Consider the following 14,835-nt stretch of genomic DNA (forward strand, 5'->3'; position numbering starts at 1 on the left):
TTCGTCGTTTCTCCAAGTTGGGTCCAGTATGATGCAGGGTTTTAATCGTGGTCAGATTGGCGGCGCCGGCAAGGCTCCAACGGCGACGGCGCGGACGGCCACCCCGGTGGTCATTCGCGATGTCCAGCTTCCGGACGCCTACGCCAACTGGGATTGGGGCGCGAAGGACCCCGGCGGTTCCTCGGCCGCCTTCCTGAAATACTGGCACGCGCTGATCAAATACCGCTGGATCGCCCTGGCGATCCTCGGCGCGGCCCTGGTCGTCGGCGTTGTTTTCACGCTGCTGACGACACCCATCTACACCGCCAGCACGACCATCCAGATCGAGCGGGAAACGGCCAAGGTTCTCGACGTCGAAGGCCTGACCCCGACGGAGCTGATGACCGGCGAGGAGTTCTTCCAGACGCAGTACGGCCTGCTCAAGAGCGAGTCCCTCGCCGAGCGGGTGGTCGGCGACCTGCGCCTCGATCTCGACGACCAGTTCCTGAGGACCATGGGCGTCAAACTCGATGACAAGAAGCTGACGTCGGCGGCGCGTCGCAAGATCGCCGTCTCGCTCCTCAAGCGGAACCTTGGGGTCAATCCGACCCGTGGATCGCGGCTGGTCAAGGTCACCTTCGACAGCCCGAGCCCGGCCTTGTCGGCCCGGATCGCCAACGCCTTCGCCGAGAGCTTCATCGCCGCCAACCTTGAGCGGCGTTACGATTCCTCCTCCTACGCCCGGACCTTCCTCGAAGGCCGCCTGGCCCAGGTCAAGCAGCGGCTGGAGGACTCCGAGAAGCAACTGGTCGCCTACGCCGGCCAGGAGCAGATCATCAATGTCGAGGAAGAGGGCACGGGCGCGGGCGCGGGGTCCGGCGGCGCCAAGTCCCTGACCTCCTCAAACCTCTCGGCGCTCAATACCGCCCTTTCGGACGCGCAGGGTGAGCGGATTCGGGCCGAGCAGCGCTGGCGCCAGGCCCAGGCCACCGCCGACAACGCCCTGCCTGAGGCCCTGACCAATCCTACCGTGCAGCAGCTGCAGCAGGAACGGGCGAAGCTGAGCGCCACCTACCAGGAGAACCTCAAACTCTATAAGCCGAGCTTCCCTGAGATGCAGGCGCTGAAGTCCCAGATCGAGGAGACCGACCGGCAGATCGCCAGCACGGTCGGTGGCATCCGCGGCGCCCTGCGCGCCCAGTATGAAACCGCTCTCAAGCAGGAGCAGTCCTTCAACGGGCGGGTCGAGCAGCTGAAGGGATCCTACCTCAACCTCCGGGAACGCAGCATCAAGTACAACATCCTCCAGCGCGAGGTGGACACCAGCCGCGTCCTCTATGACGGGCTGCTGCAGCGCTACAAGGAGGTCGGCGTGGCCGGCGGCCTGGGCAGCAACAACATCTCCGTGGTCGACAAGGCCAAGCCGCCCGGCGGCGCTTCGCGGCCGAAGCCTTTCCTCAACCTCTCCATCGCCTTCCTCGCCGGCCTCGCCCTGGCGGTTCTCGCCGCCCTTGCCCTGGAGTACTTCGACGAAGCCATCGACCGGCCCGAGGACATCGAGAACAAGCTGGGTGTTTCCCTCCTGGGGTCGGTGCCGGTTCTGGAGCGCGGCGTCACCGTCGCCCAGGCGCTGGCCGATCCCAGATCGAACTTCTCGGAGGCCTACTATTCGGTGCGAACGGCGCTGCAGTTCTCGACCATGGACGGGGTGCCTTCCAGCATCCTGATGACCAGCAGTCGGCCGTCCGAGGGCAAATCCACATCGGCCGTTGCGGTGGCGCGGACCTTCGCCGGCCTCGGCAAGCGCGTCCTGCTGGTCGATGCGGACCTTCGCAACCCCTCGCTCCACCGCGCGCTGGGGATCGACAACAGCTTTGGGCTCAGCAACTTCCTGACCGGCATGCCGGCCGAAAACCTGGTGCAGCCCTCGGGCCAGCCCAATCTGTCGATCCTCGCCTGTGGACCCCTGCCGCCCAACCCGGCCGAGCTGCTCGGCGGCCCGCGACTGCGCGGCCTGCTGACCGAGGCCGGCGAAATCTTCGACCTGGTGGTGTTGGACGGACCGCCGGTCCTGGGCCTGGCCGACGCCCCGATCCTGGCGTCGGTGGTCGGCGGAACGGTGCTGGTCGTCGAGGCCGGAGCCACCCGCCGCGGCACCGCCCGGGCCGCGCTCGACCGCCTGGCGCTGGCGCGCTTCCGGCTCCTGGGCGCGGTCCTGACCAAGTTCAACGCCAAGACGGCTGGCTATGGGTACGGCTACGGCTACGGCTATGCCTATGATTACAGCTACGGGACCAAGCCCGAGCTGGTCGCCAACGGCTAGTGGCCGATCCGCAACCCAGCGCGGGCCGGGGCGGCGTCCGACGCGGTCTCGCCAGGGGGGCGATCGTTCTCCTGGCCCTGGGTCTGGGATGGCTGTGCGTCGGCCAGGCGCTGGCGACGCATCTGATCAGCGTCGGCAGGTTCGATGCCGCCCTGGCCTGGTCGCCGGCCAACGCCGAGGCGATGGCCCTTCAGGCCGCCGAGCTCCAGCGCAAGGGACAGGCCCTGCCCGCCGCGGCGCTGGCCAGGCGCGCGATCGAGAGGGATCCGCTGGAGGTCGTGGCCTTGCGCGTGCTCGGCGAAGACGCCGCCCGCTCGGGCGACTCCGCGCGGGCCTGGGCCCTGTTCGGGCGGTCGGGGCGCCTCAGCCTGAGGGACATGCGCACCCACCTGTGGATTTTCCTCAGGGCCGCCGATCAGGGGGACTATGACCGCGCGTTGCTCAGCGCCGACGCCCTGATGCGCCGCGCCGAGCAGGGGCGCGCCCTGGTGGCGTCGAGGCTGGCGGACATTGCCGACCGGCCGGGGGCCGCCGAAGCCATCGTCGCCCGGCTGTCCCGGTCGCCGACCTGGCGGCGACCCTTCTTCTTTGCCATGCGGATCTACGCGTCGGAGGCCGGCTTTGAGCGGGTTCTGGACCTGCTCAAGAGCTCGCCCTCGCCGCCGACCGACGAGGAGATCGGCTTCCTGACGGACCGGATGATCAGCCGCGGTGAGGCCGGTGACGCCCACCGCCTTTGGCGGCGGCTGGTCTCGGCGCCACCGTCGGCGCAGGGGGTCTACGACCCCGGCTTCGATGGCCTGCGAGGGCCGCCGCCCTTCAACTGGCGGTACTCCAGCGCCCCGGGGGTCGAGGTCGGTCCGTCGCCGGGTCCTGGCGGCCAGGGACTCCTGGTGGAGTATGAGGCCTTCGATCCGCATAAGGCGCTCGCCCGGCAGATGATGACCCTGCCGCCGGGGCGATACAGGCTGAGCGGGCGCTTCCGGTCGAACGCCCCTCCTGGCGCGGGCCCGCTCCGCTGGACGGTGCGCTGCGCCGAGGGGCCGTCGTTGGCGACGACGCCGGCGCTCGCCGGCGACCCGGCCGCCTGGTCGGGCTTTGCCGCGGACTTCGATGTGACCGCCGACTGTCCGGCCCAATGGCTGTTCCTGGACGCCGCCGGCGGCGACCGCCGCGCGAGCGTGGAGGCGATGCTCGACGATGTCGTGGTGCGGCCGCGATCCGGGCCGGCCGGCTGATGGCTGGCGCGGGGCGGACGCCGCGGTTCGGCGGCATGATGATCGACCGGGAGACGGCGCGGTTCCTCGCCCTGGCTGGCCTGTTGACGGTCGGGGTGGTCCTGGGCGGCGCCAGCCGCGACAGCCCGTTGAGAATCCTGGCGGTCGAGCTGGCCAGCCTGCCGGTGCTGGTCTGGGCGCTGTCGCGCTGGTGGGAGGTCCTGCCCCGGCGCGAACACTGGATCGCCCTCAGCCTGCTGGCGGCCATCGTCGCCCTTCCGGCGCTGCAGCTTCTGCCGCTGCCGCCGGCGATCTGGCAAGGCCTGCCCGGGCGCGACCTGCAGACAGGGACGCTCGACATCGTCGGCGCGACGCCGGGCTGGGCGCCGATCAGCCTCAAGCCGGCCGAGACCCTCCGCTGCCTGCTGGCGTTGATCCCGCCGGTCGCGGTCTTCCTCGGCGTCAGCCTGCTGGGCCAGCGTAGCCGCGGGAGACTGGCACTGACCGTCGGTCTGCTGGCGGCCGCGTCGGCCGCGCTCGGCGCCCTGCAGGTCGCCCTGCCGGACGCCGACATTCTCCGGCTCTACACGCGCATTCACGAGCACCTGCCGATCGGCTTCTTCCCAAACCGCAATCACCAGGCGACCCTGATGGTGACGGCGATCCCCCTCGTCGCGATCTGGGCGTTCGGCGGCGCCCGGCCGGCGCCCGGTCCGACACCTCGGATGATGCTGGGGCTGATCCTGATCGGCCTGATGACGATTCTCGTCGTCGCCACCCGGTCCCGCGCGGGGGTCGCCGTCCTCGGCCTGACCCTGCTGCTGTCCCTGGCCCTTGTGCTCAAGGAAGGCGTCCTTGGCCGGCGACGCGTCTGGCTGATGGCCGGCGGCGCCATGGTCGCCAGCATCGGAACCGCCGGCCTCTTCGCCCTGGCTCCCCTGCTGGAGCGGTTCGACCATGATCGGCTGGCCCAGGAACAGCGGTTCGCCATCTGGCCGGACATCGCCGCCGCCGCCGGACGGCTGTGGCCGGCCGGCGGCGGTTTTGGCAGCTTCGACGCCGTCTACCGCGCGCAGGAACGGCTGGAGACCATGCGCGCCAACTTCATGAACCACGCCCATAACGACTATCTCGAGATCTGGCTCGAAGGCGGATTGCCGGCCGTCCTGCTGGTCGCCGCCCTGTTTGCCTGGGCCGCCTGGCGTGGCTGGCTGGCGTGGCGCGACCGGACCAGAGATCCCTTCGCGGGCCAGGCGCGGGCCGCGAGCATCGTCCTGATCGCCATCGCCGCCCATTCGGTGGTCGACTATCCCCTCCGTACGCCGGCCCTGGCCATGGTCCTGGCCGCGGCCTGCGCCCTGCTCACCCGGCCGGCGCGGCCAGTTGAGACGCCTTAGAGCCAGCCAGCTCCCGCAGGACCGCTTCGATCTCGCGCCAGACCGCTTCGCGGGCGAAGTCGGCTTCAACTCTTTCCCGTCCCGCCAGCGCGAGCCTGCGCCGGCGGGAAGGGTCGGCCAGCAGGGCGATGGCGTTGTCCGCCATCGTCGCCTCGTCGCCGATCGGGCCTAGCAGTCCAGTGCGGTCGTGCAGCACCGCCTCGCGGACCCCGGGGACGTCGAAGGCGACCGAGGGCCGCTCCATCGCCGCCGCCTCCAGCAGGACGTTGCCGAAGCCTTCGAAAAAGGACGGGAAGACGAAGAGGTCGCAAAGGGCGAACAGACCCTCAGGCCGGGCGACATAGCCGATCCGGTGGATGGCCGGATCGGCGGCGAAGCGCGCGCGGGTCTCGGCTGACCCGGGATCGCGCGCGTCGTCCGGTCCGGCGACGATCAGGTGAACGTCGGGAAAGGCGGTGCGGACCCGATCGAGAACGCCGGGCAGGCAGTCGACCCCCTTCTCGGAGCAGACCCGGCCCAGAAACAGCATCACCGGCGCGGTGGGCGGAATGTCCAGGTCCGCGCGCAACCCGGCCGCCTCCCGGACGAGGGCCGGTGTCAGACTGAACCGCTGCGCATCAATGCCGTTGCTGGATCCCTGGCCAAAGAACCGGATCCTGGCCGGATCGCAGCCGACGTCACGAACCAGGTCGCCGGCCAGTTCGCGGCTGATCGGCGCGACCACGGTGCTCAGCCGGCAGATCAGCCCTTCGACCAGCTCATAGAAGCGCCGTTTTGGGCCCCGGTAGAGCTCGTAGACCTTGCGGCGATAGACAAAGATCACCGGCCCCTGGCCCGTCAGCCGGGCGGCGATCGCCCCGAGCAGGCTGGCCTTGGGGGTGGAGACATGGATCACGTCGTACCGACGGCGGGCGAACAGCCTGATCATGCCGATCAGGCTGACCAGATCCCGCAGCGGCGAGGGCGTGCGTTCCATGGGCAGGATACGCAGGACGAAGTCCCCGAAGTCCCGGTCCGGAAAGTCCACGAACTCGCGGTCGCCGGTCACGGCCTCCACCTGAAAGCCCCGCGCCGTCAGATAGGGGAACAGCCCCTTGTAGAGCGTGGCCAGGGTAAAGCTGTGGGTGCAGAGGAAGGCGATCCGCGGACCGGGCGGCGGGGTCTGGCTCATGGCTTCGCTCCGGACGCCCGGCTGGCGGCTCTGCTCCGCTCGGCCTGCAGCGACACCGACAGCGCGTCGGCGAGAAGGGCCGTGTGCCGCACCGCCGCTGCCTCCTCGAGATGGAAGGGCGTGTCGAAGAAGTCGTCGCGGGGGTATTGGCTGCGGCCCGGCAGGACCAGGAACTCGGCCCCGGCCTCGCGGTAGAAGGCCTCCATCTCGCCAACCAGGGCGGCCGGTATCGGCGCGTCGTCGAAGGCGACCGGCAAGCCGCCGATCACTCTCACGCCCCTTGCGCGCTGGCGTCGGATGAAGGCGGCGATGACTTCCTTGGCGCCGGTCGCCGCGTCGAACTCGGCGGCCGAGGGCGGCCGCCAGCGGACCGTGGCCAGGTAGCTGTCGTAGGGGCGGCCAAGCGCGTCGGTCAGCCCCAGCTCATCCCCCTGCCGGTCGAAGGCCTTGGCGTCGAACCGGGCCGAGACACCCTTCGCCTTGAGTCCCATCTCTACCAGGCTGTCGATCATCGTGGAGAGGTCGAACATGAAGGCGGCGCGCAGCACGCCCTCGGGTCCGCGCTGCAGCAGGCGGCCTTTGTCGTGCCGGAACAGGATCGCCGCGTCCGGTCCGGTGAGGGTCTGGGCGCGGTCGGCCAGGTACTGCTGATACTCCAGGGGCAGATAGACGACGTCGCCTGGCCGGATCACCGTCTCGAACCGCCGGAACACATAGTCGAGCCCAAGTCCCGCTGTGTTGCCGGCGTTGACGCAGGCGAGGCCGAGCCGCTCTTCGATGAGCACGCAGCGATGGCTGGTGCGGGCGTTGCTGCCGGCAAGAATGATGATCTTGGGGCTGGGCGCCGCCGCGCCGTAGGCCAGCTTCTTGTCGATCATGGGCGCGATCGAACCCAGCGAAACGGGGCGGTCCAGGATCAGGCCGTTGATGACGCCATAGAGAAGCAAGGAGAGCCCGGCCGCCGCGATCAGTTTCAGGAGCGCCGTCATCATCGCCCTCAGAACTGGAAATAGATGAAGTGGGAAATCTGGCCCGAGAAGAGAACCTTCTGGAGGACCAGGGCGAAGGTCAGGACGACCAGCCACCAGCGCGCCCGCGGCGAGAGCTGGGGAATGTTCGGCGCCAGCAGGCAGATGCCCAGGCCAAGCATCAACATCACCGACATGCGCAGGAAGCCGATGTTGGTCCCATCGTTGAAATGAGGCAGGGCGCCGGCCTCGCCCAGCAACGCCAGGATCGGCGCCTTGGCGATCAGGTCGTCCGGAAAGACCACGCCGTTCAGGCCCAGCATCCCCTGGTAGACGGCGACCGCCCCGGACCAGGTGGTGGCGCGAAACATCACCCAGCCGACCACCACGCAGACAAAGGTCAGAACCAGGGCCGGCGCCCCCAGCCCCGGCCGGCCGGCGCCATCGCCCAGGCCCAGCCGACGCAGGCTGGCGTTCCAGCCGTGGTTGACGACCAGCATGGCCCCGTGGAACCCGCCCCAGGCGACGAAGGTCCAGGACGCTCCGTGCCAGAGGCCGCCGATCAGCATGGTCAGGAAGAGGTTCAGGTGGCGCCGCCAGACCCCGTGCCGATTGCCGCCGAGCGGGATGTAGACAAACTCCCGGAGAAACCGGGACAGGGTCATGTGCCACCGGCGCCAGAACTCGATGATCGACCGGGACTTGTAGGGTGAGTTGAAGTTCATCGGCATGATGATGCCGAACATCAGGCCCAGCCCGATGGCCATGTCCGAATAGCCCGAGAAGTCGAAATAGAGCTGGAAGCTGTAGGACAGCGCTCCGCCCCAGGCCTCGTACAGCGACAGCCGCGCGCCGTGGGCGGCTCCGTCGAAGGCGACATTGGCATAGTTGCCGAACTCGTCGGCCAGAACGACCTTCTTGGCCAGGCCCAGCAGGAAGATGGTCAGGCCGCCCGCCAGTCGGCCCAGGTCCAGGCGGTAAATCCGCTCGTCCCGGAACTGTGGAAGGATGTCGCTGTGCTGGACGATGGGCCCGGCGATCAGGTGCGGAAAAAAGCTGATGAAGCAGGCGTAGTCCAGCAGGCTCGGGTTGGTGGAGGCGCCCCGGTAGGCGTTCACCAGGTAGGCGATCTGCTGGAAGGTGAAGAAGGAGATGGCCAGCGGCAGGATGATCTGCAGGACCGGCGCGCTCAGCCCCAGGGCGCTGCTCACGGTCTGGACGAAGAAGTTGGCGTACTTGAAATAGCCGATGGCGGCCAGGTTCAGGAGGATGGCGAGGGTCAGCAGCGTCCGGCGCCGCGCGGTCGCCTGCTCGATCGCCCGGCCAGCGAAATAGTTGAACAGGATCGAGCCGACGAGGAGCGCCGCGTACTGCGGGACCGCCCAGGCGTAGAAGAAGAGCGAACAGGCGACCAGCCAGACCCGCGCCGCCACGCTGCCCGACAGCCGGGCCAGGCCGTAGTAGCCGAGCAGCGCCAAGGGCAGGAAGGCGAACAGGAAGACCGGCGAGTTGAACAGCATGGTTCAGGCGGCCCGGTCGCGTGCGGCGCCTGATCGGCCGTCCTGGATCGATCGATAGAGATCTTCGAGACCGTCCAGGTGGCGCGCCAGGGTCGGCGGGGCCGACCAATAGTCCTCATAGGCCGAGCGCCCCATCCGGCGGACGGCGTTGTCGTCCAGGGCCAGGGATCGCAGGACGGCCGCGAGGCCTTCCGCCAGGCCGTTCTCGAACAGGCGACCCGTCCGGCCATCGTCGATGGCGGCGCCCGGCGCCGTGCCCGAGCTGGCGATGCAGGGCACGCCGTTGGCGAAGGCTTCAGGCACCACCATGCCCTGGGTTTCCCGCCACTCGGCCGGCAGCACGACGGCGCGGGCCTGGCGCATGTGACCGACGACGGCCTCACGCCCGATCCAGCCGGTGATCTCGATCCGCGGGTTGATGGCGCGTACGGCCTGCGCAAGCTCGCCGTCGCCGACCATGGTCAGCGGCGCGGCCGCCTGCAGCGAGGCCTCGGCCAGCAGCAGGACGCCCTTTTCCCGCGACAGCCGGCCGGCGTAGACAAAACGCTGCGCCGCGGCGGGATCCGCGGGGCCGAGGTCGTCGACCTCAATCGGGTTGGCGACCACCACCGTCCGCAGGCTGGCGGGGAGATGCGGCGCGTAGACCTGACGCGCGAACTCGGTCACGCAGATGGCGGCGTCCAGGCTGTCGGCCGCCCGGGCCAGCCGGGTCAGGGAAACCTGCCGGGCCAGCCGCCACAGCTTGTGAGCGTAGTGGCGGGCGTCGCAGTTGCGGCCAACGCAAGAGGCCGACATCGGTTGGCGCTGGCAGGGCTTGCCTGTCGGGAAGTCGTGCAGGGCCGCGTTGGGACAGACCAGGCCGTAGTCGTGAAGGGTGGCCACAGCGGCGTGGCCGGACCGGCGAATGGATCGGAAGATGCTGGGCGACAGCGCCTTGGACCAGCTGTGCACATGCACGAGCGTCCGCCCCTGAGGCTGGCGTCGCAGGATCTGCTCCAGCCGATCCGCCGCCAGCCGATTCCACAGCCCCTGGGTCGCCATGCCGGCGCGGCCGCCGGTGGCCAGGTCGGCCTGTCCCAGCAGCTCGACCTTCACCCCACTCGCCTCGAGCGACGGGTCGGCCGGTCCCATGGCGGCCAGCAGCGTGACCGCATGACCGCGCGCCGCCAACCCCTTCGCGGAGGCCAGGGCCACGGTGGAGGCGCCCCCTCCCGGAAAGGCGCGGTCATTGACGATGACGATACTGTCGATCATGCGCCCTCCCCCACTTCAGGCTACGGCGCGATAGACGTCCAGCACCTCGGCCGCCGTTCGCGTCCAGTTGAAGCTTTCGGCGTGAGCGCGCCCCCTGGCGACCCGTTTCCGATCGCCGCGCCCGTCTTTTGCCAGCGCGATGATTTTTTCAGCAATGGCGTCCTCATCCTCCGGATTGACCAGGAGGGCGACGCCGCCCGCCACCTCGGGCATGGACGAGCGGTCCGAGGTGAGCACCGGGCAGCCTTGGGCCATGGCCTCGATGATCGGCAGACCAAACCCCTCATAGAGCGAGACGTAGAGATAGCCGTCGGCCCGGGCATAGAGGCCCTTCAACTGGCTGTCGGTGACATAGCCCGGCCGATGGATCCGGCCGGCGATCGGCGAGGCGTTCAACTCCGCCTCGAGCGCCGCGAAGTCCCACCCCAGGGACCCCGCCAGCACCAGATGATGCGGAATGGTCTGGGCCGCCTGGGCGAAGGCCCGGATCAGCCTCGGAAGGTTCTTGCGCGGGTTCATCGACCCGGTGAAGAGCAGGAATGGCGTCCCGGGCGGCGGCAGGTCGGCAATCCCGGCCAGGGCGTCCGGGGCCGGCGGCGACAGCTGGTCCGCGGCGAGGCCAAGCGGAATGACGCTCAGCCGTCCATCCAGGGCCGAACCGACCTGTTCACGGACAGCGGCGGCGGTGGTCTCCGAGATGCACATCACCGCGGCCGCCCGCTGCACGGCCTCATGGAGCATGCGGCGCAGCAGCCAGGGATGGGCCTTGCCGAAGTAGGCCGGATGCTCCAGCGGCCCAAGGTCGTGGATGGTCAGGACCCAGGGCCGGCGGGTCGCGATGGCGTAGTCGATGTCGACCCCGTGAACAACGTCCACCGGCCCCGTCCAATGCTCGAGGCGGGGCTCGGGAAGGTAGGACCACAGCGGTGCGAGGAACCGGCGCGGAACCGGCAGCCGGCGAAAGCCGGTCTCGGCCAGCCATGCGGGCGGCTCGGCGAAGCCGCTGTTGGCCGAGACCGGCAGGACCTCCACCCCGGTGGCGACCAGGGCGTCCCGCAGCGCGTGGGAAACCCGCCCCAGTCCAAAGCGCTCGCGGCTGGCGAAGGAGTCGGTCACATAGGCGATGCGCATCGTCTTCAGCGTCTCGCCCCGGCGGTCATGCCGGCTGCCCCTCGGAGTCCGGCAGGTTGTACAGCGCCGCGCGTCGCCATAGCGCCCTGGCCCCCCTGACCTTCATCGCGGCGGCCGCCAGCGCGAAGATGCAGCCGCTGATCAGGGCGATCGAACCGGTAACCGCCTCGACGAGGATGGCGGTATTGTCCGCGAAATAGATGAAGACGAGGGCCACCGCGATCGAGAGGCAAAGCGGTCGAAGTTGGTCCGGCAATTTCAGGGACATCCTGACGACCGAGGTCATGTACCAGGCGAACACCAGGAACCCGACCACACCCGCAAAATACAGCCAAAGCAGGAAACCGTTCGAGACGAATCCCGTGCTGTATATCCCGGTCTCGACCCCCTGCGCGGTCAGCTTTGGAACATCCCAGCCGGCGCCGAAGAGCAGCACGTCAGGCTTTTGAACGATCAGAGTCCACAGTCTAGCCGGGCCCTCGATCAGTCGGGCCGTGACATTCTGATCCTCCATCGCCCCGCCGCTCCATCGGGCGAACCGTTCCAGCGTCGGGCTCAGGCCGGACCAGGCGGTCAACAGCGGCCCGACCAACGGCAGCAACGCAAACATGGCCAGGCCGGCGAGGCGGGCCCTCGGCGGACCGGCGACCATCCGGACGGCGCCGCAAAGGATCAGCGCCAGAATGGCCTGGCGGGAGGATGTCGGGATCAGAGCGGCGATCACCAGGCCCGTGGCGATCAAGGCGAGCTTGCGCGACCCCAGGATCCACACCGCGAAGCCGGCGAGAACGACGACCACCGCCAGGGCGTTGGGTGAGGAAAACGGCCCGGCGGCCCGCTGGGCGCCGAGCTTGGCGCCGAACTCGGTCAGCAGCATTGCCCCGGTCTGGTCCCGGAAAAAGAAGCCGCTGATGGCGCGGGACGCCTGCGGGCTGCCCAGCTGGACCCAGACGATCAGGGCCAGCACGCCGAGAGACACGCAGATGCCGAGCGCCAGCATCTCTCTGGCGGAGCGCAGGTTGGGGGACGAGATCAGCGCGACGCCGGTCAGCACCTGAAGAAAGGCCAGGGCGGCATGGCCGGTAATCCATAGGCTCTGTGGCGCAAATCCATAGCGGTACAGCGGCACCAACAGCCCAAAAAAGCCCAGCAACCCCAGGAATATCCAATGCCACGGCGCTATACCCCGCGGCCAGTTGCGCAGCACGCCGGCCTGGACGACGGTGAGCAGGACGAGCGCCGCCGTGACGTCATAGAGGTAGATCGGCGCCCCGACGTTCAGCCTCAAGGTCGGGAACACGAGAATGGTTACGGCGTACAGAGCGAAGAGCGCGGGCCGGTAGACGACGAAGAGCGCCGCGCAGAGCGCGATGTAGGCCAGAAACAGGGCAATCGGCAGGTTCATCGGTCGTTCCCATCGGGTCCGGAGCCCCTCGCCCATTCCGCGCGGCCCACCAGCTCCGCTGCGTCCGACGACAGGCCGCCTAGCACTGGTGCCATGACCCAGGATGGAATGCCCAACGGGGCGGCGATCAGAGACGGCGCTTCGAGGCGTTGCCGGTTTCGAAGTCGCCAGGACGCAGGAGCGCCCATTTCTTAGGCGGACGGGAATCCGCTTTGGGGCGCGAGGGCGGAGCCTCCGTTCATCCCGAAACTGGCGGGGCGTTGCGGCCCGAAAGCGCCCTCATCAGCGGGCGTTCGACGAGAAGGTGGAACAGCTGCCCGGCGGCGACGACGGCGAGCAGAAGGATCAGGAAACTCAGCCATCGCGGGATCGCCGTCGCGACAGAGGTCCAGACCAGAAACTTGGCGCCGGCCGAGAGGGCCGGAAAATGGATCAGATACAGGGAATAGGATGCGTCCCCCATCCTGGTGATCGCGCTGGCGACCGGCAGCCGTCCCGCCTGCTCCAGCGCGACCGCGCCGACCACCGTCAGCGTGCTGCCCAGGCCGAACAAAAGGGTCCGGAACGGGGCGGCCAGGCCGCCGATATAGGCGTCCTGCAGACCGGTCAGCAGAAACACCGCGACACCCAACGCCAACAGCGCCCAGGGCGCCACAACCGGCCGCCGCACGACCCAGGCCGCGCCCATCCCCATCAGGAACAGCAGGTTGCTGGCCGAAAACAGGAATCGGCCCGGAAACTCATCCCATCCCAGGATGATCCAGACCACCGCGCCCATGAACCAGACCCCCAGGGCCGCAAGGCCAAGCCGACGGTCGACCAGCAACAGGGCGAACAGCCCGTAGAACAGCACTTCATGCCGCAGGGTCCAGGCGACCCGAAGGATCGGGTCCTGCGGCGTCGGAACAAGGCCGATGGAGGTGACGATATGGAAGACCTCCCGCTCGTATCCGGCCCCGAAGGTCGGCACGAGGAGGAAGACAGGGACAATCAACGCCAGCACCACCCAGTAGACCGGGTAGATCCTCGCGAACCGCCGCCAGGCGTAGCGTGGCAGGCGATCTGGCCGGCCAACGTCCCGCCAGTGGATATGGGCGATGATGAAGCCGCTCAGGACAAAGAAGAAGTCGACGCCCGCATAGCCGAACCGGAACAGCGGCGTGAACTCGTCCGGAAAATAGGCCGGTTTGCCGAAAATGGCGCCGTTCAGGTGGTAGAGCACCACAAGCAGCGCCGCGACGGCGCGACCGGCCTGCAGGACATCCAGTCGCCCATGCCCAGCCGGATCGATCGGCGGGGCCGACGGCTGCTCCGGCCCGGCGCTCTCCGTCATAGGCCCCTCCCCTTGGGTCACCTGGCCTCGTCCCGCGCTTTCCGCAACGGGCCCAGCTTCCAGCCCAGGACCGGCAAGGCCAACTGGCGATCATTCATGAGCGACAGGAGCGGCCGTTCGACAAACTCGTGGATGACGAGGCCTATCGCGACGCAGGCGACAGTCGCGACCGGAATATAGACAGCCAGCGGCAGGGCGGCGGCTTCCCAGAGGTTGGCGATCTTGCTGAGAAAGATCGTGTGGAACAGGTAGATGGCATAGGAGGCGTCGCCGATTTTCTGGGTCACGGCGTGGGCAAGCCCCGAGCGGGGCGCGGTCGATACGACCGCGACGGAGACAATGGCGGCGGCAAGGAACCACTGCAGGGGACGCCAACCCAGCGCCGTGTCGACGCCGGGATCGAAGGCCAGGAAGTAGATCGCCTCGATCGCGAGCAGCGCCCCGATCGCCACGAACGGCCGCGTCAACCGCCGCCCTATGGACTGGGCCAGATCTGAGCGCGCGGCGATCCCGATCAGGACCCCCAGGGCGAACTGCAGGATGACGGGTCGCGTCCAGGCGGTCGCCACCGAGCCCGGCGGGTCGAACAGGCCGACCAGGACCAACGCCGCCAGGCTGATGAAGACCAGGGCGAGCCCCCACGTCCGCCGAAGGAACAGAGCCGCGAAGAAGATCAGGTAGAACAGCATCTCGTAGTTGAGCGACCAGCCGACCCCCAGCACCGGGCGGAATTTTCCGTCGTGGAAGTCATAGGGAATGAAGAGCAACGACCGGCCGACGTCGAGCCAGGACACTTCACCGGCGGACAGCTGATGCCGCGCCTGGATGGCCGTGGCGATCCAGTACAGCGGGACGATCCTGATCAGCCGGCGCGCGAAAAACCCGGCCGGCGCTCCCGCACGCCCGAACTGATCGTGGCTGATGTGGCACATGATGAAGCCACTGATGACGAAGAAGACGTCGACGCCAAAGGCGCCGTCGAACACCTGACTGATCGCCTGGCCGTGCTCGGCCGCGACAAGGTTGTACTGCAGGACGGCGTGAGACATCAGCACCAGGAGGGCGGCGAACCCTCGCAGGTCCTGAATGACCGGCAACTGCCTCGGCTGCGCGCCCATCATTGGCTCCTGGTGGAAA

General features: G+C 68.6%; 11 protein-coding genes. 3 read left to right on the forward strand and 8 right to left on the reverse strand.

Annotated features, from left to right (window positions below; genetic code table 11):
- Window positions 1-28 precede the first annotated feature (28 nt).
- From AC1RSK_RS15285 to AC1RSK_RS15295, 3 genes are read left to right on the forward strand one after another with little or no spacing between them, the layout of a single operon-like run.
- Window positions 29-2,302: a GumC family protein gene (locus tag AC1RSK_RS15285; protein WP_492908432.1), complete on the forward strand. Its 2,274-nt coding sequence runs from the start codon at window positions 29-31 to the stop codon at window positions 2,300-2,302.
- Entirely contained in the window at window positions 2,302-3,540 is a 1,239-nt protein-coding gene (locus tag AC1RSK_RS15290) for a tetratricopeptide repeat protein (protein WP_492908433.1), read from the forward strand. The genes AC1RSK_RS15285 and AC1RSK_RS15290 overlap by 1 nt, the downstream gene beginning before the upstream one ends.
- Window positions 3,540-4,916, forward strand: a complete 1,377-nt coding sequence (locus tag AC1RSK_RS15295) for an O-antigen ligase family protein (protein WP_492908434.1) — start codon at window positions 3,540-3,542, stop codon at window positions 4,914-4,916. Before AC1RSK_RS15290 ends, AC1RSK_RS15295 begins: the two co-directional genes overlap by 1 nt.
- Here AC1RSK_RS15295 and AC1RSK_RS15300 read toward each other — a convergent pair.
- From AC1RSK_RS15300 to AC1RSK_RS15335, 8 genes are all read right to left on the reverse strand, one after another.
- Entirely contained in the window at window positions 4,882-6,087 is a 1,206-nt protein-coding gene (locus AC1RSK_RS15300) for a glycosyltransferase (protein ID WP_492908435.1), read from the reverse strand. The genes AC1RSK_RS15295 and AC1RSK_RS15300 overlap by 35 nt on opposite strands.
- Window positions 6,084-7,076, reverse strand: coding sequence for a hypothetical protein (locus tag AC1RSK_RS15305; RefSeq protein ID WP_492908436.1), 993 nt, complete (start codon window positions 7,074-7,076; stop codon window positions 6,084-6,086). The genes AC1RSK_RS15300 and AC1RSK_RS15305 overlap by 4 nt, the downstream gene beginning before the upstream one ends.
- 8 nt (window positions 7,077-7,084) lie before the next feature.
- Window positions 7,085-8,575, reverse strand: a complete 1,491-nt coding sequence (locus AC1RSK_RS15310) for an MBOAT family O-acyltransferase (protein WP_492908437.1) — start codon at window positions 8,573-8,575, stop codon at window positions 7,085-7,087.
- A gap of 3 nt (window positions 8,576-8,578) precedes the next feature.
- A complete protein-coding gene (locus tag AC1RSK_RS15315; protein ID WP_492908438.1) occupies window positions 8,579-9,829 on the reverse strand; it encodes a glycosyltransferase family 4 protein in 1,251 nt (416 codons plus the stop codon).
- A gap of 15 nt (window positions 9,830-9,844) precedes the next feature.
- Window positions 9,845-10,960, reverse strand: coding sequence for a glycosyltransferase family 4 protein (locus tag AC1RSK_RS15320; protein WP_492908439.1), 1,116 nt, complete (start codon window positions 10,958-10,960; stop codon window positions 9,845-9,847).
- Window positions 10,961-10,985: 25 nt separating this feature from the next.
- Window positions 10,986-12,365 carry a hypothetical protein gene (locus AC1RSK_RS15325; protein ID WP_492908440.1) on the reverse strand — a complete coding sequence of 460 codons (1,380 nt, stop codon included), beginning with the start codon at window positions 12,363-12,365 and terminating at the stop codon, window positions 10,986-10,988.
- Between the two features lie 238 nt (window positions 12,366-12,603).
- The gene (locus AC1RSK_RS15330) at window positions 12,604-13,698 is read right to left on the reverse strand and encodes an acyltransferase family protein (protein ID WP_492908441.1); all 1,095 of its coding nucleotides are present in this window, start codon (window positions 13,696-13,698) and stop codon (window positions 12,604-12,606) included.
- Between the two features lie 17 nt (window positions 13,699-13,715).
- Entirely contained in the window at window positions 13,716-14,816 is a 1,101-nt protein-coding gene (locus tag AC1RSK_RS15335; protein WP_492908442.1) for an acyltransferase family protein, read from the reverse strand.
- Window positions 14,817-14,835 lie beyond the last annotated feature (19 nt).

This window comes from Caulobacter sp. GW821-FHT11A05 (assembly GCF_058809015.1).